General features: G+C 64.0%; 11 protein-coding genes. 6 read left to right on the top strand and 5 right to left on the bottom strand.

Features of this window, described 5'->3' with window-relative positions:
- Window positions 1-285 precede the first annotated feature (285 nt).
- Entirely contained in the window at window positions 286-540 is a 255-nt protein-coding gene (locus tag BFQ00_RS15495) for a hypothetical protein (protein ID WP_065934016.1), read from the top strand.
- Between the two features lie 7 nt (window positions 541-547).
- Here the strand turns inward: BFQ00_RS15495 and BFQ00_RS15490 are convergent, their stop codons facing one another.
- Both BFQ00_RS15490 and BFQ00_RS15485 read right to left on the bottom strand, forming a co-directional pair.
- Window positions 548-1972: an efflux transporter outer membrane subunit gene (locus BFQ00_RS15490; RefSeq protein WP_065934015.1), complete on the bottom strand. Its 1425-nt coding sequence runs from the start codon at window positions 1970-1972 to the stop codon at window positions 548-550.
- Complete coding sequence (locus BFQ00_RS15485; protein ID WP_065934014.1) at window positions 1972-2766, bottom strand: helix-turn-helix transcriptional regulator; 795 nt, start codon at window positions 2764-2766, stop codon at window positions 1972-1974. Before BFQ00_RS15485 ends, BFQ00_RS15490 begins: the two co-directional genes overlap by 1 nt.
- A gap of 488 nt (window positions 2767-3254) precedes the next feature.
- Between BFQ00_RS15485 and BFQ00_RS15480 the strand changes: the two genes are divergently transcribed.
- The gene (locus tag BFQ00_RS15480; RefSeq protein ID WP_065934013.1) at window positions 3255-9527 is read left to right on the top strand and encodes a non-ribosomal peptide synthetase; all 6273 of its coding nucleotides are present in this window, start codon (window positions 3255-3257) and stop codon (window positions 9525-9527) included.
- 705 nt (window positions 9528-10232) lie between these two features.
- Here the strand turns inward: BFQ00_RS15480 and BFQ00_RS15475 are convergent.
- The 3 genes from BFQ00_RS15475 to BFQ00_RS15465 form a co-directional block, all read right to left on the bottom strand.
- Entirely contained in the window at window positions 10233-11750 is a 1518-nt protein-coding gene (locus BFQ00_RS15475; protein WP_065934012.1) for an ArnT family glycosyltransferase, read from the bottom strand.
- Window positions 11751-11771: 21 nt separating this feature from the next.
- Window positions 11772-13427 (bottom strand): lipid IV(A) 4-amino-4-deoxy-L-arabinosyltransferase, encoded by a 1656-nt coding sequence (gene arnT / locus BFQ00_RS15470; protein WP_065934011.1) that lies wholly within the window; start codon window positions 13425-13427, stop codon window positions 11772-11774.
- Between the two features lie 188 nt (window positions 13428-13615).
- Window positions 13616-14293: a lipopolysaccharide core heptose(II)-phosphate phosphatase PmrG gene (locus tag BFQ00_RS15465; RefSeq protein ID WP_065934010.1), complete on the bottom strand. Its 678-nt coding sequence runs from the start codon at window positions 14291-14293 to the stop codon at window positions 13616-13618.
- A gap of 280 nt (window positions 14294-14573) precedes the next feature.
- Between BFQ00_RS15465 and BFQ00_RS15460 the strand changes: the two genes are divergently transcribed.
- The 4 genes from BFQ00_RS15460 (at window position 14574) to BFQ00_RS15445 (ending at window position 20351) form a co-directional block, all read left to right on the top strand.
- The gene (locus tag BFQ00_RS15460; RefSeq protein WP_065934009.1) at window positions 14574-15242 is read left to right on the top strand and encodes an ABC transporter ATP-binding protein; all 669 of its coding nucleotides are present in this window, start codon (window positions 14574-14576) and stop codon (window positions 15240-15242) included.
- Window position 15243: 1 nt separating this feature from the next.
- Window positions 15244-17706 (top strand): ABC transporter permease, encoded by a 2463-nt coding sequence (locus BFQ00_RS15455; RefSeq protein ID WP_065934008.1) that lies wholly within the window; start codon window positions 15244-15246, stop codon window positions 17704-17706.
- Window positions 17696-18760: a lipocalin-like domain-containing protein gene (locus BFQ00_RS15450; protein ID WP_065934007.1), complete on the top strand. Its 1065-nt coding sequence runs from the start codon at window positions 17696-17698 to the stop codon at window positions 18758-18760. Before BFQ00_RS15455 ends, BFQ00_RS15450 begins: the two co-directional genes overlap by 11 nt.
- Window positions 18761-18908: 148 nt before the next feature.
- On the top strand, window positions 18909-20351 hold the full coding sequence (locus BFQ00_RS15445) for a hypothetical protein (protein WP_065934006.1): 1443 nt from the start codon (window positions 18909-18911) through the stop codon (window positions 20349-20351).
- Window positions 20352-20690 lie beyond the last annotated feature (339 nt).

Raw genomic sequence — 20690 nt, 5'->3', positions numbered from 1 at the left:
AACGCGGCGCCTGTGGTTTTTCGCGAGCAAGAGCTAGGCGCCCCCCTCGCTCCTACAAAAGCCTTAACTGAACGACAGTACGTGCTTGCGGAGTTTTCCGATAGAAATCGGCTGAAGTAGAAGGATGTTGTTACCGCACGCCCACGTTGGCATCAGGAACCTTTCCTACCGGCTGGCCACGCATGAGTGCTTGTTGAACTCAATGCCCGACGGTGACGGTGGGCAAGTCATGCATCCTTGATCGCACTGCGATTTCGATCCTTTCGTTAAATGAGGCTATACACAATGGTCACGCTCAACACAGCTGACGGTGCAACTTCTCCACTGGCGGGTAAAACCCTTGATCAATTCGAGCGCTTTGGCCAGGTGCCGGCCCATCATGTGATTGGCCAGGTTTTAAAATCCAACCGCAGCGACCTGGAAATGGCCGAGCTGTTGAAATTGCTGGGCACGCTAGTGACAACGCTTAGAACCTGGATGAACAACGACAACGCACCGCACACGCCGCCCGTGGCCGTGATACCCAAACTGCCGGTCTGAAGCGGCCCTAGCGTGCAGTTGCAAGGCTTGGGGGCTGATCCCACGCGCCGCCGAGCGCGGTGTACAGGTTCACCTGCGCCACCAGTTGCGCCAGGCGATCGACAATCAGCGCCTGCTGTGAATTGAACAACGCGCGCTGCGCATCGAGAAAGGTCAGGTTGCTGTCGACGCCGCTGCGGTAGCGGTGCTGGGCCAGGTCATAGTAGTGCTGGTTGGCGGCGACGAAATCCCTCTGCGCGTTCAGCTGGTCGTCGAAGGTCTGGCGCGCGGCGAGGCCGTCGGCGACTTCCTGGAAGGCGGTCTGGATGGACTTTTCGTACTGTGCCACCGTGATGTCCTTCTGCAGCCTGGCGTAATCAAGGCTGGCACGCAGGCTGCCGGCGTTGAAGATCGGTAGATTGATTTGCGGCTGGAACGTCCAGGTGCCCGCGCCGCCCTTGAACAAACCGGAGAGCTGCGTGCTGGTGCTGCCGGCGTTGGCCGTCAGGGTGATCGACGGAAAGAACGCCGCCCTGGCCGCGCCGATATTGGCGTTGGCCGCCTGCAACTGGTATTCGGCCTGGAGGATGTCCGGGCGCCGTTGCAGCAGGTCTGAAGGCAGCCCCGCAGGCACCTGGGCTACCAGGTCGTCGGCCAGGGCGCGTGCGGGCAGGTTGGCGTCCACCGGGCCGCCGACCAGCAGCGTGAGGTTGTTGAGGTCCTGGGCCACCTGGCGTCCGTAGCGGGCCACGCTGGCGCGGGTACTTTCCACCGCCGTGCGCGCCTGCACCACGTCCAGCGCCGAGGCCTTGCCGGCGGTTTTGCTGCGGCGGGTCAGTTGCCAGCTGCGATCGTTGGCCGCCAGGGTCTGCTCGGCCAGGGCCAGCAGCTCCTGGTCGGCACGCCAGGTCAGGTAGGCGTTGGCGACGTTGGCCACCAGGCTCAACTGTGCGCTGCGCCGCGCTTGTTCGGTACCCAGGTAAGTCAGCATGGCCTGTTCGCTGAGGCTGCGAACGCGGCCGAACAGGTCGAGTTCATAGGCACTCAGGCCCAGGGTGGCGGAGTAGTTGGCGGTGATCGCCGACTGGCCGGTGCCGGTCACGCCCGCCGGCAATTTCTGACGCTTGCCGGCGGCCGTGGCGGACACCGCAGGGAACAGGTCGGCGCGCTGAATGCGGTACTGCGCCTGGAAGGCCTGCACATTCAGTGCGGCTACCCGCAGGTCGCGGTTGTTGGCCAATGCAGCGTCGATCAACGGCGCCAGCGCCGGGTCGTGGAACAGTTGGCGCCAGTCCACGGTGGCGGGCAGTGTGCCGGCCTGCGCCTGGCGGTACACCCCGTCCTGGGGGTAGTGCGTCGGCACGGGCGCGTCGGGGCGCTGATACTCGGGGATCAGCGAACACCCGCCGAGCATCCAGGCTGCGCCAACGGCGGCAAGGGTCAATTTGTGCATCAGGCGCCCACCATCCATTTAGCCAGGCCGTGTCGGCCACTTACGCCGAGCTTGGCGGCGGCGCGCTTGAGGTAGGTTTCAATCGAGCTGTTTTTCACACTGAGTTTTTCCGCGATCTGTGGCACGGTGCCGCCGGTCAACAGGCCCAGGCAAACTTCCTGCTCGCGGGCCGAGAGGGTGATGTCGCTCAGCGCCAGGCGCTTGTAGAACTCACGCTGCAATTGCGACTGCTCCAGCCCGATGGGCCCAGGCTCTGCCTCGGTGTGCGGCGCCTGGCGCAGGATCTGCACGTGGCGCTCCATCAACGGCAGCAAGGTTTCGGACAGGCACTTGAGAAACGACAGCTGCGCCAGGGAAAACCCGCGCTCGGCAGGCGGGCGGTAGAACGAAATCACACAGCGCCGATGGCCCTGGCGCGAGACCAGGTTGCACTGGTGCGAACTGCCGCGCGGGTGCGCGCTGTCGGCCTTGGCTTTCATCTGGATCAGCAGCGGGTCCTGCATGCGCAGCATCTGGCGCAGCAGCGGGTGGTCGTCAAGCGCGTGCAGTGTCTGGGGCGCGGGCAGGTCTTCGTTCAGCCCGGCACTGCCCAGCAGCTTGATATTCAGCACCCTGTCGCGCAGCTCATCGAGGCTCCATTCGCTGAGGTCCACCAGATGAACCGGTATCCATTTGTCCACCAGGTGCAGCATGTTCGCGGCGAAATTGGCCTGGCCACTGCTGGAAATGAGCTTGCCCATTTCGGCGTAGAACTGTGGGTTCTGGGTGTCGGTAATACTAGGGGTCAGACTCATAGCCATCTCATCCTTGATCGAAAACCGTCAACGGAGGCCCTGGGTCTGTTCGGGGCGCTCCGTACTGCTTGAACGTAACTCGGCGTTCGAGATTTCATTTAGCCATAGCGATTTGTCCTACGTATGTAGCAGAAACGAGGGACACAAGCTGCCATAAAATCCGCGTCATTAATTCGACGTTTCCTGCAGATAATTCAGCAGACGAAAAGGAGGGGCGAATCTTTAAAGATACTTAAGATGCTGATAAATAAAGAAAATACATAAATTTAAAAATACTTTTCAAATTAAGCGTCGGACAGATATAGCCAATCTCCTACATGGCTTTCATCGTTTCAGCAATGAACCCTCAGACAAGCCCTTGTCGATCCGTTTGGATGTCCGGGTTTCGGGTGTCAGGCGCCTGTGCTTGACCATGCTCAAATCCGCTCAATTCGTGGTAATGGGCGACCCTGCGCGGCCAGTGCCTGACCCCCCATGAGAAGGATCTTATGACGCAACTTTCCAGCCCGCCGGCCAGCTTCCCCCTTACCGCCGCGCAACACGACATCTGGCTCGACCAGCTGCGCGTGGGTCATTCGCCGTTGTACAACATCGGCGGCTACGTCGATCTGGCCGGCGCCGTCGAACCTGCATTGATCCAGCGTGCGATCGAGTTGCTGGTGGCGCGGCACGACGCATTGCGCACCCAACTGCACAGTGGCGCCGATGGCTTGCCCCGGCAAACCTTCGCCGCCGAATGGACGGTGGAAGTACCGCAGTACGACTTCTGCGGCTTGCCCGACCCCGAGGCCGCCGCCCAGTCCTTGATCCAGGCGCAAATGGCCCGGCCCTACGCCATGAGCGGCGAACCGTTGTTTGGTTTTTTCCTGGTCAAGCTCGATGACGACCATTACCGCCTTGGTACCCAGGCCCACCACCTGATTCTTGACGGCTGGGGGTTCGGCCAAATGCTGCAATCCCTTGCCCAGCTGTACACCGCCGTGCAGCACGGCCGGCAACCGGAGGGGTTGGCACCGTCCTATATCGACTACATCGACACTGACCAGCGCTACCGGCAATCGGCCCGCTACGCGCGCGATCGCGACTATTGGCTGGACAAATACCAGGTGCTGCCCGAGCCGCTGCTCACGCCAAGGCACACCGCCAAGGCCGCGAGCAACACCTGCGTGCAACCCTTTCCGGTGGCGCTGCTCAAGCGCATGGAACACGTGGCCAGCCGCTACCAGGCTTCGGCGTTCCATGTGTTGCTGGCGGCGCTGTACGTGTATTTCACCCGTACCGGCCAGCGCAATGAATGGGTGGTGGGCCTGCCGATGCTCAACCGCTCCAACGCGCGCTTTCGCGCCACGGTCGGCTTGTTCGCCCAGGTCAGCGCGGTGCGGTTGCAGTTCAGCGAAGACTTGAGTTTCGCAGACCTGGTGCGCGGGGTGCGCGATCAGCTCAAGCAGGACATGCGCCACCAGCGCTTCCCCCTCAGCGAGATGAACCGCGAGCTGGGCCTGCGGCGTACGGATCGCGGACAGTTGTTCGACCTGTCGGTGTCGTTCGAGCAGGACGACCACGACCTGCGCTACGGCCAGGTGCAGGCCCGTGCGGTCAAGGTGTCCAACCACCATGAGCCGCTGCCGCTGGCGATTCACTTGCGCAGCAACCGCTACCAGGACACGGCGTGCCTGCATTGCGTCTATAACGAGGCGTACTTCGAGCAGGGCGACATGCAGGCCTTGGCACAGCGCCTCACCGGCTTGCTGGAGCAGGGCCTGGCAGACACGACGCTGACGGTGGGCGAGTTTGCGTTGCTCACGCCACAGGACCAGGCCCGGTTGCAGCAATGGAATGCCACCGCGCAACCCAACACCGCGCCGCAGACCCTGCATGGGCGTGTCGAGGCGCAAGCCGAGCGCACGCCGCACGCGGTTGCGGCGGTGTACCAGGCACGGCAACTGACGTACGCGCAACTCAACCGGCAGGCCAATGCGCTGGCCCACCAACTGTTGGCCCACGGCGTGCAGCCGGATGACCGCGTCGCGGTGCTGGCGCGACGCGGCCTGGAGACCCTGGCCGGGTTGCTGGCGGTGCTCAAGGCCGGCGCCTGCTATGTGCCGATAGACCCGGCCCATCCCGCCGAGCGCTTGAATTATCTGCTGCACGACAGCGCGCCCGTGGCGGTGCTGACCCAGCGCGACCTGCTGCATCGCCTGCCGGCCCTGGGTGTGCCGGTGCTTGCGCTGGACGCCTCCAGCGACCCCGGCGCCGACGGCAACCCCCAGGTCGCAGTGACGCCGTCCCACCTTGCCTATGTGATTTACACGTCCGGCTCCACGGGCTTGCCCAAGGGCGTGATGGTCGAGCACCACAGCGTGTCCAACCTGGTGGACTGGCATTGCCAGGCCTTCGACCTGCACGCGGGCAGCCATACCGCCAGTGTCGCCGGGTTTGGTTTTGATGCGATGGCCTGGGAAGTCTGGCCGGCGTTGTGCGTCGGCGCGACCTTGCACCTGCCGCCCGCCCATGACGGCGCGGAAGATATCGATGCGCTGCTCCAGTGGTGGCGCGCCCAGCCATTGGACGTGTGTTTCCTGCCCACGCCTGTGGCCGAATACGCGTTCAGCCAGAACCTGGCGCACCCCACCTTGCGCACCTTACTGATTGGCGGCGACCGCCTGCGCGGGTTCAACCGTGCGCAACGCTTCGACGTCATCAACAACTACGGCCCGACCGAAGCCACCGTGGTCGCCACCTCCGGGCGCGTTGACGCCGGCCAGCCGCTGCACATCGGCGCGCCCATCGCCAATGCCCTTATCTATCTGCTGGATGCGCAACAACGGCCGGTGCCGGTTGGCGTCGTGGGGGAGCTGTATGTCGGTGGCCAGGGCGTGGCGCGCGGCTACCTGAACCGTCCTGAATTGACGGCCGAACGCTTTCTCGACGACCCCTTCAACGGCGGCCGTATATACCGCAGCGGTGACCTGGCGCGCTGGCTGCCGGACGGCAGCCTTGAATACCTGGGGCGCAATGACGACCAGGTGAAGATCCGGGGTGTGCGTATCGAGCTGGGGGAAATCGAAGCGGCCCTGGCGACGCATCCGTCGATCAAGACCGCCGTGGTGGAATATCGCGAAGGGCAATTGCTGGCCTGGTTCATCGCGCATCACCCGGTGGACATCGAAACCCTTCGCGCCCATCTGCACGTCTCGCTGCCCGATTACATGCTGCCGGCGGCCTACGTTCATCTTGACGCGTTGCCCCTGACCGCCAATGGCAAGCTCGACCGCAAGGCGTTGCCGGCGCCCACCCAGGCGGCCTTTGTCACCCGCCGCTATGAGGCGCCCCGCGAGGGCGTCGAAACCACCCTGGCGCAGATCTGGGCCGAGTTGCTGCAGGTGCAACAGGTCGGCAGGCATGACCATTTCTTCGAACTGGGCGGGCACTCGCTGCTGGCGGTGCAGCTGGTGCAGCGCATGCGCGAGGCGGGCCTGCAGGCCGATGTGCAGGTGTTGTTCGGCCAGCCCACCCTGGCCGCGTTGGCGGAGGCCAGTGACGGCGGCGAAGTGGCGGTGCCGGCCAATCGCATCCCGGCCGGTTGCACGCAGATTACGGCGGACATGCTTGCCCTGGCCGACCTCGACCAGCCCAGCCTGGACCGCATCGTCGCCGGCATCCCCGGTGGCGCCGGCAATGTGCAGGAGATCTACCCGCTGGCGCCGTTGCAGGAAGGCTTGCTCTATCACCACATCACCGATGAGCGCGATCCCTACCAGCAGCATGCGATGTTCAGTTTTGCGCGCCGCGAGCAGTTGGACGCGTTTGCCCAGGCGCTGCAACAGGTGATCGACCGTCACGACATCCTGCGCACCAGCCTGGTGTGGGATGCCCTTGAACAGCCGATGCAGGTGGTGTGGCGGCACGCGCAGTTGCCGTTCGAACCGCTGCGTGACCCCGCCCGGCCGCTGGACCTGCGCCACGCGCCGCTGATGGCCCTGGACTACGCCGAAGAACCGCACCAGCAGCGCTGGGTGGCCAGGCTGCGCTTCCACCACTTGGTCAACGACGCCACCTCGACCACCGTGCTGGTGGACGAAATTCGCGCCCATCTGCTCGGTCAACAGGCGCAGTTGCCGATGCCGGTGCCGTACCGCAACGTGGTCGCGCAGACCCGTTCAGCACAGCGGCAAGCGGCCCACGAGGCGTTCTTTCGTGAGCGCCTGGCGGACGTGGATGAACCGACGCTGGCCTTCGGCTTGCTGGAGCGCCAGGCCGATCGCGCTGAAATCGAAGAGTGCGTGCAGGCGCTCGATGCATCACTCAACCAACGCCTGCGTGCCCAGGCTCGCGCGGTTGGGGTCAGTGCCGCCAGCCTGTTTCACCTCGCGTGGGCGCAGGTGCTCAGCCGCGTGGCCGGCCGCGAAGACGTGGTGTTCGGCACGGTGTTGCTCGGTCGCCTGCAAGCGGGCGAGGGCGCGGATCGTGCCCTGGGCATGTTTATCAACACCTTGCCGCTGCGCGTGCGCCTGGCCGGGCAGAGCGTGGCAGACGCATTGAGCGACACCCATCAGCAACTGAGCGCCTTGCTCGTGCATGAGCAAGCCTCGTTGGCCCTGGCCCAGCGTTGCAGCAGCGCCGCGCCGCTGTTCAACAGCCTGCTCAATTACCGTCACACCAGCGCCGAGCCGGCGTTGAACCTGGTGCCGGGTATCGCCTTGCTCAGCAGCGAGGACATCCTCAGTTATCCGCTGATGCTCACGGTGGACGACATCGCGAGCGGCTTTCGGCTCAAGGCCAAGGCGCCGCGTACAGTGGGGGCCGAGCGCGTGCTGGGTTACCTCGCCACCGCGCTTGGCGCTCTGGTCGAGGCGTTGGAACAGGCGCCGACCACCCCGGTGCGCGATGTGCAGGTACTGCCCCCCAGCGAGTTGCAACAGCTGCTGGTGGACTTCAACGCCACCGTCACCGCCTATCCCGAAACCCTCACCGTGCAAGCGCTGTTCGAGGCCCAGGCGCGGCAACTGCCGGATGCCGTCGCGGTGCAGGCAGGCACGCAGCAACTGACCTATCGCGAACTCAACCAACGCGCCAATCAGTTGGCCTTTCACCTGCGCGAGCAGGGTGTAAAGCCCGATTCGCGGGTGGCGCTGTGCGTCGAGCGCGGGCTGGACCTGGTGGTGGGTTTGCTGGGGATCCTCAAGGCCGGTGGTGCGTATGTGCCGTTGGACCCAGGCTATCCCCGCGAACGCCTGGCCTACATGCTGCAAGACAGCCAACCGGTGGCGCTGCTGCTCCAGGCCGCCACCCGTGATTGTGTGCAGGATGTGGCGGTGCCGATGATCGATTTCGACCACTGCACCTGGCACCAGGCGCCGACCGACAACCCCGCGGTCCCGGGTTTGACGGTCGACCACCTGGCCTACGTGATGTACACCTCCGGCTCCACCGGCACCCCCAAGGGCGTGATGATCGAGCATCGCGGCCTGGGTAACCTCATGCACTGGGGCTCCCGGCTGTGCCCGCCGACCGCGGGTGGTGCGTTGCTGCAACGCGCGCCGTTCAGCTTTGACGGCTCGGTGTGGGAGTTGTTCTGGCCGCTGACCCAGGGCATGCGCCTGGTGCTGGCGCGACCCGACGGGCATCGCGAGCCGGCGTACCTGGCGCAGGTAATCCGCGAGCAGCGCATCAGCGTGATCAAGTTCGTGCCGGCGATGTTGCAGCAGTTTCTCGAATTGGAAGCGTCAGCCCTGTGCACCAGCCTGACCGACGTACTGTGCGGCGGTGGCGAGCTGACCGAGGCCCTGGCGCGCGGGGTGCAGGCGCGCTTGCCTGGCGTGCGCTTGCATAACGTGTATGGGCCCACCGAAGCCACGGTGGACAGCAGCGCGTGGACCCTGGAACCGGGCGCGCCGGTGCCCGCGCTGCAACTGCCGATTGGCCGGGCGATCGACAACACCCGCCTGTATGTACTGGATGACCACGACAGACCGGTGCCGATGGGCATCAGCGGCCAACTGCACATCGGCGGCGTCGGGGTTGCCCGTGGGTACCTGGGCCTGGCCGAGATGACTGCCGAACGCTTCATCGACAGCCCCTTCGTTGCCGGCGACCGGCTGTATCGCACTGGCGACCTGGTGCGCTACCTGCCGGACGGTAACCTGGAATTCCTCGGGCGCAATGACTTCCAGGTCAAACTGCGCGGCGTGCGCCTGGAGCTGGGCGAGATCGAAGCGCGTCTGGCCGCTCATCCCGCCTTGCGCGAAGTGGCGGTGCTGATTCGCGACGAGCGCCTGGTGGCCTACTTCACCCTGCGCGAGCAGGCCCCCGGGCTGGACGCGTTGCGCGCCCATGTGCTGGAACAGCTGCCTGAATACATGGTGCCGGCCGCCTTCGTGCAACTCGAGAGCCTGCCGCTCAACCCCGCCGGCAAACTCGACCGCAAGGCCTTGCCGGAGCCGGGGCTGGAAGCGGTGGTCAGCCGCGCCTATGAAGCGCCTCAGGGCGAGGTGGAAAACCTGATGGCCACGATCTGGGCGCAGGTGCTGAAGCTGGAACGGGTAGGGCGGCACGACCACTTCTTTGAACTGGGCGGGCATTCGTTGCTGGCAGTCAACCTGGTGGCCCGCTTGCGCAAGGCCGGGCTGGAGGTGGATGCGCGGACGCTGTTCAGCCAGCCGACATTGGCGCAACTGGCGGCGCGCACGGTGCCGCAAGCGCCGCCGGTGGAAGTGGCGCAAACCGCCATCCCCCAACTCAACCGCCGCCGCCGAATCTGAGCATTGAAACGCGGACACTGTGGGAGGGGGCTTGCCCCCGATGACGGAGTGTCAGCAGTGGATGTATCAGCTGACCCACCGCCATCGGGGGCAAGCCCCCTCCCACATTTAACGGTGTTGCCTGCCCCACCATCGAACGCCGTCAGCCATGCATCTCAGCTACCGCCGCCGAATCCAGGCATTGAAACGCGGACACTGTGGGAGGGGGCTTGCCCCCGATGACGGAGTGTCAGCAGTGGATGTATCAACTGACCCATCGCCATCGGGAGCAAGCCCCCTCCCACATTTAACGGTGTTGCCTTCCCCAACCGTCGAACGCCGTCAGCCTTGCATCTCAACCACCGCCGCCGAATCCAGGCACTGAAACGCGGACATTGTGGGAGGGGGCTTGCCCCCGATGACGGAGTGTCAGCACCGGATGCATCAACTGACCCACCGCCATCGGGGGCAAGCCCCCTCCCACATTTAACGGTGTTGCCTTCCCAACCGTCGAACGCCGTTAGCCGTGCGTCTCACCCGCCGCCGAATCCAGGCATTGAAACAGTTAAGCGTACACCGCCGTCTGTAGGAGCGAGCTTGCTCGCGAAAAACTCACAGGCACTGCGTTCATTCAGAAAGCACGCGTTATCGTTGACGTTTTTCGCGAGCAAGCTCGCTCCTACAAAAAGCCTTGAGTGACTGGCATTGGGGCAAGCCCCCTTCCACTCAATGCCCATCGGGAATAAACGCCACGCTCCCCCCCGACCGACTCTTGAATAACCGCTCGCCATTGTCCGGCTGCGTCGTGACCACTTGATGATCAACCGCCAAAAATGCCAACGGCTGGGGGTCTTGCCTGGAGTACTGCGCAACGATAATCGTGTGTTGCGGATCGAACCCCTGGCCGCTGGTTTTTTCCAGCCAGGCCATGAACGCGGCGCTGTCGCCCTGGCGCGGGAAGTCTTGGTTCTCGCTGACGTAGTAGAACGGCTTGCCGCCGTTTTGCAGGTACATCGGCAGTTTGTTGTCCACTTCCACCAGCACCAGTTGCCATTGGTTCCAGGGTGCGCTTTTCACGGCCTGGGCTTTTACATCCTCGGCAAAGCGGGTGACGCCGCCGTTGCCGGTGCTCCAGGGGTAGATCACGCCCAGCACCAACAGCAGCAGGCCTGCGGCGATACCGAAGCCTTTTTGCCAGCGTGGCCACCGGGCCGGTTGCTGGTGCAGGCGTTCGCTCAGCCACCAGGCGCCGAGCAGTTGGGCAAATGGCACCAGGGGCAGTACGTAGTAGCTGCGTCGGCTGCCGCTGGCGGTGAAGAAGACGAACAACAGGCCCAGGCCCCACACCAGCCAGCGCACGTTGGGCGGTGTACGGCGCCAGTGACGAATGGCGAGCCATGCGCCGAGCACCCAGCACGGTGCCCACGGCAGGGTGTAGGCCGGCAGGTAGACCAGGTAGGTGTAGATCGGGCCCATATGGTCAAAGGGGTCGAAGAAACGCACCACGTTTTCGCGAAACACCAGTTGCAGGCCGCTCTCGCCGTAGGTGGGGGCGCCGTAGAGATGGGACAGTACGAAAGGAATCGCGTAGAACGCGCCGGCGATCAGCAGCGCCAGTACCAGCCTCGGGTTGAGATGGCGTTTGTAGCGCTGCTGGCTGAGCAGATGCGGCAGCAGCACCAGCCCCGGCAGCACGAACCCGATCAAGCCCTTGAACAGCGACGTTGCCGCCAGCAACAGGAAGAACACGGTATAGCGCCCCAGCCGGGTGTCGTCCGGCCCGCGCCAATACCACCAGACTGCCGCCAGCACGCCGCACACGGTCAGCACATCGGCGGTGGCCACCCGGGCCCAGAACAGGAAGTAGAAGGTGGTGGCGAGCATCCAGCCGGCGATCAGTCCGGTGCCTTTGCGAAACAGCTGTTCGCCGATCAGGTACACCAGCCAGATGCTCAGCCAGGCCGCGATCACCGATGACAGGCGCAGTGACCAGGGACCCAGACCGCCCATGATGTTGGCCAGACCGGTGATCAGCCAGTAGGAGGGCAGGGGTTTGTCGTAATAGGGCGCGCCCTTCAGGTACGGATCGAAGTAGTCACCGCTTTGCAGCATCTGCAGGGCGATGTTCGCCCAGCGCGTTTCCGGCCCCCACAGGTCGCGACTGCCCAGGCCCAGCAGCAGGAGCAAGGCCGAGACGCCGAGCAATAAAATGAGGGCGCCGCGTTCGGTTTTGCACAAGCGCATGGGCTTTTCCTGTGAGGGGGATCAAGGTTGTTGGGGGTAAATCGTCAGTACCAGGTTGCCCTTGCGGTAGCGCTTGCCACCGCTCGGCAGTTGGCCTTCTTCAAGGTGTTCGCTGGTGTTCCTGACGCGCATCAGCACGCCGACCGAACCCTGCGTTCGAGCATCCTTCAACCAGGACTGAACGCTGTCCAGGGTGACCTTGCGCTGTTGCGTATCCGGGTAATCCAGGCCGTAGCGCAGTTCCCCCGCAGTGTTGTAGAACGCCACCTGCGGCCGGCGCAGGCGCCAGGCCAGGGCCGCCGCCGAACCCAGTTCATTGCTCAGCAGAGCACGGGTGTGTTGCAGTTCATCCAGATGCTCAAGCACGAACGGGTCGGGCATTTCATTATCCGCAATGATCTGCGGCATGCTCGCCGGCAGCAGCGCCACCAGCAAGCCGATACCCAGGGCCGGCATCGCCCATAACGTCAACGGGCGCATCGCTTGCAGCAGGTTGGCCAGGATCCAGCCGAGCAGCACGATAAAGGCCAGGGACAGGTTGAACATTTCGGCGTGGCTGTTGCTGTAGATCGGGTTGGCGATCTGCAGGTAAATCAGCGCCACCATGGCCGTCATGCCGAGGATGAAATTGAGCGTGCCGTTGATGAAGATCGCACGGGTTTTGCGCTGGTTGAGCAGGTCGATCAGGGCATGGCCCATCAGCAACGCCAGGGGTAACAGGCACGGCATGATGTAGGTGGGCAGCTTGCCGCTGCTCAGGCTGAAGAAGCCCAGGGGCAGCAACAGCCACAGGGCCAGAAAGGCTATGGCCGGCTCGCGCCTGTGTTTCCAGGCGTTGAGCAGGGTGGCGGGCAGCAGACCGGACCAGGGCAGACACGCCACCACCATGATCGGCAGGAAAAACCACCCTGGCCGCACATGCTGTGCAGTGTCCGAGGCGAAGCGGCGGATGTGTTCATGCCAGAAGAAGAAACGCCAGTAATCCGGTTCGCGCCCATGGATCGCCAGCGCCCACGGCAGGCAGACCAGCACCGCGACCAGGATCGCCAACGGGCCGTAGCGCAACAACTCGCCGACGCGGCGCTGCCGGATCATATAAGGCAGGGCGATCAGCACCGGCAACAGCCACGCCAGAAAGCCCTTGGTCATGAAGCCCACGCCGCAGGCCAGTCCCAGTACGGCCCAGGCCCCCAGGCGCGCGCGCGGCGTGGTGCCGTCGAGCGCAAACCAGAGCGCGACCAGGCTCAGGTTGACCCAGAACGTGAATTGCGGATCGAGGTTGGAATACCCGGCTTGCCCGGCCACCAGGCCAAAACTCATGTAGAGCAACGCGCAGGCAAAGCTTTTGCGCGGGTCGTTCCACAGGCGGCGGGCCATCAGGTAGGCCAGCAGCACGCTCAACGCTGAGGTCAGGACAGAGGCGATACGTACGCCGAACAGGTTCTCGCCAAACACGGCCTGGCCCAGGGCGATCAGCCAATAGCCCGCAGCCGGTTTCTCGAAATAACGCACCCCCATGAAGTGCGGCGCCACCCAGTTGCCGCTTATCAGCATCTCCTGGCTGACCTGGGCGTAGCGGGTTTCATCCGGGGTCCACAAACCGTGCGAACCCAACGGCAGCACCAGGAAAATCACCAGGCCAAGCACCAGCACCGGCAAGGGCTTCAATCGGGTCATGAACACCTCGCTGCTTGATGTTCAGGGGCAGGCGCGAAGTTTGAATAATCAACGGCGTCGAACATTAAGATAATCACTGATTCATCAGAAAAGTTGGGGCGTCCTGAACTAACAGGCGCGCTTAACATGCCAGACGCGGGCTGTCGTTTTGCTGAACGCACTACTCGACAATATGTAAAAAAGTGTATTTAAAGTTGTTTCAGTGCGGCCGCCCATTCCTGACTTTTCATAGTGCCGATGGCTTTGAGTTTGCCGTCGGGCAATACCTGCACGAACACGGCGCTGCCGTACTCGGCAGCCCGTGCATGGGGATAGCCGAGGGCCTCCTGCAAGTCACTCATGCAGGCGCTGTGGGTGATCAGCATCAGGTTGCGCCCCGCCTGTTTATGGCTGAGGGCTTCTTCGCCCATGGCGTCACCGCAGATGGCGAGGGGGCCGGGGGACAGCTCGGTCTTGCCGAACATGAACAACGACGTTTGCGCAGTGCGCGTGGTGGGGCTGCTGAGCACGTCGGTGCGCTCCATGCCCAGTGTTTGAAAGGCGCTGCCCAGGGCGGCCGCGCGTTGCGTGCCATTGACCGTCAAGCCGTCGGCGGGTCCGTAGCAGGGATTGTCCGAGCGATCACAACGCTCTTCATGCCGCACCAGCACGATCAGGTCGCCGTTGCGCCAACCGGCCAGCACCCCGGAAGTGACCAGGCGGTTGCCTGTGCCCAGATCCTGCGGTGACCTTGGCCAGAATAAAAAAGCGCTCAGCAGCAGGGCGAATACGATGACGCCCGCCACCGGCACGCGGAATTTTCTCAGGCGCTGTAACCTCGCCCTTCGGGGTTTGCTCAGGGTAATGTCTGCCACGCTGTTCACCATAGGTACACGTAATTGTTTTGTTGTTAAAAGACCGGCGCAACTCATACGGCAGATGTTCCTGGTGGAGCAAAAGCCTGTCACAAGGCTGCTGTCTTTCAGCTGAACATACGGGTATTAAGAAGCAACGCGTGGGGCAACTTTAAAGTTGTCTGTTAGTACTGCGAGGGTGGGGAATTTAAAGTGTTCGGAGTGGGCAGGCGGTGAAATCAATGTGAAAAAATTGCGTGGGAACGTCCATCAGCCGTTATTCTCGTTTGCAGTCCTTAACCCGAGCGTTCGTATGTTGCAGGTAGAAGGTGTTGTTAAAAATTACGCCACCCCCCAAGGCCCGCTGACTGTCCTGGCGGGTGTCGACCTGCACCTGGGGGCACGCAGCAGCCTGGCGCTGATGGGCGAGTCGGGCAGCGGCAAAAGCACGTTGCTGCATCTGGTGGCCGGGCTGGATCGGGTGGATGGCGGCAGCATCCTGATCGGCGACCAGCGCCTGGATCGCCTCAACGAAGGGCAACTGGCCCAGTGGCGGCGCACCGAAATCGGCCTGGTGTTCCAGCAGTTCAACCTGATCGGCAGTTTGCGTGTGGAGGACAACCTGGCGTTCCAGGCGCGCCTGGCCGGGCGGTTCGATGCGCAGTGGCAGGCGCAGTTGGTGGAGCGCCTGGGCCTGGGCGATTTGCTCAAGCGTTACCCGGAACAGCTCTCCGGCGGCCAGCAACAGCGGGTGGCGGTGGGGCGTGCACTGGCGTCGCGCCCAGGCTTGTTGTTGGCCGATGAACCCACCGGCAATCTTGACGAAACCACCAGCGATGAGGTGCTGCAACTGTTGCTCGACCTGTTGCGCGACAGCCCCACCAGCCTGTTGATGGTCACGCACAGCCCGCGCCTGGCCGCACGCCTGGATCGGCAAGTGGTGTTGCATCACGGCCGCGTCGTGCCGATGGAGCCGCGCTGAGATGACGATGTTCTACTGGGCGCTGCGTGCGCTGTTGAGCCATTGGCGGCGCCACCCGGTGCAGTTTTTCAGCGTGCTGACCGGCCTGTGGCTGGCCACCGCGTTATTGACCGGGGTGCAGGCCCTCAACAGTCAGGCGCGGGACGGCTACGCGCGGGCCAGCCAATTGATCGGCGGCGAACCGCAAGCCAGCCTGGGTGCGCCGGACGGTGCCGGCTTCGCGCAAGCCGTGTTCGCCGAACTGCGCCGTGCCGGGTGGCCGGTGTCACCGGTGGTGCAGGGGCGGGTGGTGCTCAAGGGGCATGAAGAGCAGCGTCTGCAATTGATGGGCATCGAGCCGGTGTCGTTGCCCGGCAGCGGCAGCGTGGCGGGGCAACGCTTGAGCCAGGCGCAGATACTGGCGTTTTTCGACGCGCCGGGGCGCACCTGGATTGCCGCGCAAACCTTGCAGGCGCTCGGCCTGCAGGAAGGCGAGCAACCGCTGACGGCCAACGGGCAACGCCTGCCGCCGCTGCAAGTGCAGCCGGACATGGCCCCCGGCATGCTGCTCACCGATATCGGTTTCGCCCAACCGTTGCTCGACATGCAGGGCCGGCTGTCGCGCCTGCTGCTGGACAACACCTTCGCCGCCCGTCATCCCACGCCACCTGCCGGGCTGCAACTCAAGCAGGGCGACGACAACAACCTTTCGCGCCTCACCGAAAGCTTTCACCTGAACCTCGACGCCCTGGGCTTTTTGTCCTTTGTGGTGGGGCTGTTTATCGTGCATGCGGCCATTGGCCTGGCCCTGGAGCAGCGCCGGGGCCTGCTGCGCACCTTGCGTGCCTGCGGGGTCAGCGCACGCCTGCTGATCCTGAGCCTGGGCGTGGAGCTGGGATTCCTGGCGCTGCTGGGCGGCGTGCTCGGCGTTGCCAGCGGTTACCTGCTCGCCAGCCTGTTGCTGCCCGATGTGGCGGCCAGCTTGCGCGGCCTCTATGGCGCCGAAGTCGCCGGCCAACTGAGCTTGAGCCCCTGGTGGTGGCTGGCAGGCCTGGGCTTGAGCCTGCTGGGGGCGTTGCTCGCCGGGGCCAGCAGCCTGTGGCGCGCGGCACGCCTGCCGCTGCTGGCGCTGGCCAACGCCCAGGCCTGGCACGAAGCCCACGGGCGTTGGCTGCGACGCCAGGGCTGGGTGGCGGGCGTGGCGCTGGTCGTTGCGCTGCTGGCGCTGGTCTGGGGCAACAGCCTGACCGCCGGGTTCGTGCTGATGGCGGCCTTGCTGCTGGGCGCCGCACTCGGCCTGCCGGTGCTGCTCAATGGGGTGTTGAAGGGCGTGCTGGGACGCAGCCGTTCGGTGCTGGGCCAATGGTTTCTCGCCGACTGCCGTCAGCAATTGCCGGCCCTGAGCCTGGCCTTGATGGCATTGTTGCTGGCCCTGGCGGCGAATATCGGTGCGGGCTCCATGACGTCGGGGTTTCGCAGCACGTTCAATAACTGGCTGGAGCAGCGTCTCACCGCCGAGCTGTACCTCAACCCGCAAAATCCGGCCCAGGCGCAGCACTTGCAAACCTGGCTGGCGCAACAACCACGGGTGCGCGCGGTGCTGCCCGGCTGGCAAGTCGCGGTGCAGTTGCAAGGCTGGCCGGCGGAGGTGTTCGGCGTGGTCGACGACCCCACCTATCGCCAGCACTGGCCGCTGCTGGAGGCGGCAAGCGCGCCCTGGGACCGCTTGCTGCAGGACGACAGCGTGATGCTCAGCGAGCAATTGGCGCGACGCTTGAACGTGCGCCTGGGCGACAGCGTTCAAGTCCCCACGCCCCAGGGCCCGTGGGCACCGACAATCGTCGGCATCTACGCCGACTACGGCAACCCCAAGGGTCATCTGCTGGTCAACGCCAAGCACTTGCTGGCGCATTGGCCGACGCTGTCACCGGTGCGTTTCAACCTGCGCGTGGCACCCCAGGATGTGCCGCCGCTGGTGCGGGACGTGCAGCGTGAATTCGACCTGGAAGACAGCCGCGTCATCGATCAACAGCAACTGAAGGGGTGGTCCAGCCAGGTCTTCGAGCGCACCTTCGCCGCCACCGCCGCGTTGAACAGCCTGACCCTTGGCGTGGCGGGTGTGGCGCTGTTCATCAGCCTGTTGACCCAGAGCCAGAGTCGCCTCGGCCAACTGGCGCCGTTGTGGGCGCTGGGGGTCACGCGTCGCCAACTGATGCTGCTCAACCTGGGCCAGACCTGGCTGCTGGCGGTGCTTACCCTGGTGCTGGCGTTGCCCCTGGGGCTGCTGCTGGCGTGGTGCCTGGATGCAGTGATCAACGTGCAAGCCTTTGGCTGGCGCCTGCCATTGCAGGTGTTCCCCTGGCAACTGGCGCAGTTGATGGGCCTGGCGATGCTTGCCACGCTGCTGGCGTCGGCCTGGCCATTGTGGCAGCTGTACCGCAGCCGCCCGGCGGATTTGTTGAGGACGTTTGCCCATGAAGATTAAAGCGTTGGGGCTGGCGCTGTTGCTGCTGCTGAGCGCATGCGATAAAGCCCCCGCACCCCAGGAAAGCTTTGCCGGCCTTGGCAGCGATGCCGCCGACTTCGTCCAGGTGGTGCCCGGCAAAGTGTTCGCGTTCCCCGAGGACCACGGCCCACATCCAGGCTTTCGCATCGAATGGTGGTACGTCACCGCCAACCTCAAGGACGCTCAGGGCAATGCCTTCGGCGTGCAGTGGACGTTGTTTCGCAATGCCGTGAAAGCCGGGCCAGCGCAATCGGGCTGGCGCGACTCCACGATCTGGCTCGGCCATGCCGCCGTCACCTCCGCCATCCGCCACTACGCCGCCGAGCGCTTCGCCCGGGGCGGCGTCGGCCAGGCCGGGGCGCAGGCGCTGCCGTTCAACGCCTGGATCGATGACTGGAACTTCGCCACCCGCCCTGGCGCCGCCAACGCCCTGGCCGATATGCAACTCAAGGCCAGTGGCGCGCAGTTCGCCTACGACCTGCAACTGACCTCCAGTCGCCCGCTGGTGCTGCAGGGCGACAACGGCTACAGCCGCAAATCCGACCAGGGCCAGGCGTCCTACTACTACAGCCAGCCGTTCTTCAGCGCCAACGGCAGCGTCACGCTCGACGGCCAGACCTACCAGGTCAGCGGCAACGCCTGGCTCGACCGCGAATGGAGCAGCCAGCCCCTGGCCGCCAACCAGACCGGCTGGGACTGGTTCTCCCTGCACCTGGATCGAGGTGAACAACTGATGCTGTTTCGCGTGCGGCAAAAGGACGGCGGCGGCTACCTCACCGGCACCTGGATCGACGCCCAGGGACGCACCGAGACGCTGCACAACGCGGATATCCAACTGGCGCCGCTGACCACCACCGAGATTGACGGGCGCAGCATTCCCACGCGTTGGTCGCTGAAAATCCCCGGCAAGCACCTGGACATCACCCCCGAGGCCGTCAATTCGAAGGCGTGGATGAACCTGGGCATTCCCTATTGGGAGGGGCCGGTGAAGTTCGACGGTGGGGTGGGGTATCTGGAGATGACGGGCTACTAGCTGATTGATTGGCCCTCTCGGAACGGTCAACCAACTCTTAGAAAAAAACTACTGTACATAAAACCAGTATTGTCCTAGAGTCCATCCCAGGTGACCGGATGTCGCCGATCACCTGAGCTTCTATTTTTTAACTATGGATGGATAAAAAATGAAATCGAAAAAAGCCCTTATGCTGGGCGCGGCCATGATGGCCTCCTGCTTCGTCTCGGCCTGCGCCCTGGCTGATCAAGCGCCTTCGAAACTCAGTGCCGAAGCGGTCAAGCAGGCCGTGAACACGGCGCTCAAGTCCGGCGGCAAGCTGGACGCGTCGAAGGTGTCGCCTGAGCTCAAGCAAAAACTCTCAGTGGCCAAGTCCGGCCAGTCCAGAACGGTGACCAAAGCCCTCAAGTCCGCGCCGTTCGACAGCGTGGTCGGTGAGCTGAAGAAACCGGCGCAAAGCCAACTGAAAAGCGCGGCCGTCGCGGCGTTTGAACCGCTGTTCCCCACCCTGGATATCAACACGCTCTACACCGTCGATGGGGTGCAGGCCGGTAACGAGTTTGCCTACCACTTCAATCTGGCGCAGAACGCGCGGGTGCTGGTGCAACTGGTCAACCAGAGTGCAGGGGCGGACATGTCGCTGACCCTGTTCCAGGATGACGGCCAGGGCAATCTGAGTGTGGTGGGTGCTTCGGATGCCGCAGGCAATGCCGATGAATACCTCAACGGTGTACTGTCGGCCGGTGACTACTACTGGTACATGGTGGCCAAGGTCGCCGATAACGCGCAGTTCAGTTTCGGCGTGGCGGTGGACAGCAACATCGACGCGTTCGAGCCCAACGACAGCGCGCAAACCGCGTTCGTATTGCCCGACTCGATGAACAAGGTCAGCGGCAACCTCGACAATGCCGGCGATGTCGATTACTTCGACTTCAAGGCGGTACGTGGGCAAAGCGTGAGCATGTACCTGGCGGGCGACGAGGACGGCAGCCGTAACCAGTGGATCTTCGACCGCTTCGATGGCGCCAATTGGATTACCGTGCCGGCCGGCTCCACCTCGACCTATCCGAGCGTAACGCCGGGCACCACCGTGAAGGTGCGTGTGCGGGCCAATCCGGCGGTGGCGCAGGACCCGAGCAAGTATTACCAGTTGAGCCTGGGCTCCACGCCGCGCCTGAACACCAGCAGTGTCAAGGGTGACAACATCGTACGGGTGCCGGTGAGCGAGATGCCGCTGGCCACCCAGACCGCACGGCTGCTGAATTGGTCGACCCAGTGGTCGGACTCCACCGGCGCGCCGCTGCTGGGCGTCACCCCGGTGTTGCGCGTGGATAACCACTTCGTCGACTTTAACTACCGCTGGGTCGACTACAAGGCGACCACCAACAGCGCGGGTGTGTCCCAGGCCACGGCCAATATCGGTACCTGCTTCGGTGATTACACCACGGTGATCAACGACAGCAGCACCGGCGTACCGTACACCTGGAGAACCACCTACAACCAGGGTGGCTGGCGCATCGAGCTGGCCGAATTCCCCGGCGTGGGCGTCGGCGGTAACAACGTGCAATACGTCAGTCTGGGGCATATCTGCACCCAGGACATCATCCATTGATTCAGTGATGTGAAACGCAAGGGGCAGCCTCCAGGGGCTGCCCCTTTTTTGCGCCGTGTGCCGCACATTTTTGCAGGCTGTAACAATTCGAATGTGGGAGGGGCGGTGCGACGATTCGACTTGCCCCGATGGCCATAGGTGCCTACACAATTCCAGCAGCGCCCAACCTTAACCACGATGCGAAGCGAGCCGCTCTTGATCTTGATCTGCTTTTGATCTTGATCTCAGGCGCCCCGTTAAACCACGCTGGCCGAACGCAGGCTTGAATCCGTGGGTAACCCGGCAGGACGCCGGGTTAGCCGCCCCGCGCCATGGATGGCGCGTGGCGGCGGCCCACGG

The organism is Pseudomonas sp. 28 E 9 (assembly GCF_900004785.1).
Lineage (GTDB): Bacteria > Pseudomonadota > Gammaproteobacteria > Pseudomonadales > Pseudomonadaceae > Aquipseudomonas > Aquipseudomonas orientalis_A.
Note: the sequence above shows the minus strand (reverse complement) of the source record. Positions and strands in the feature narration are given on the sequence as shown.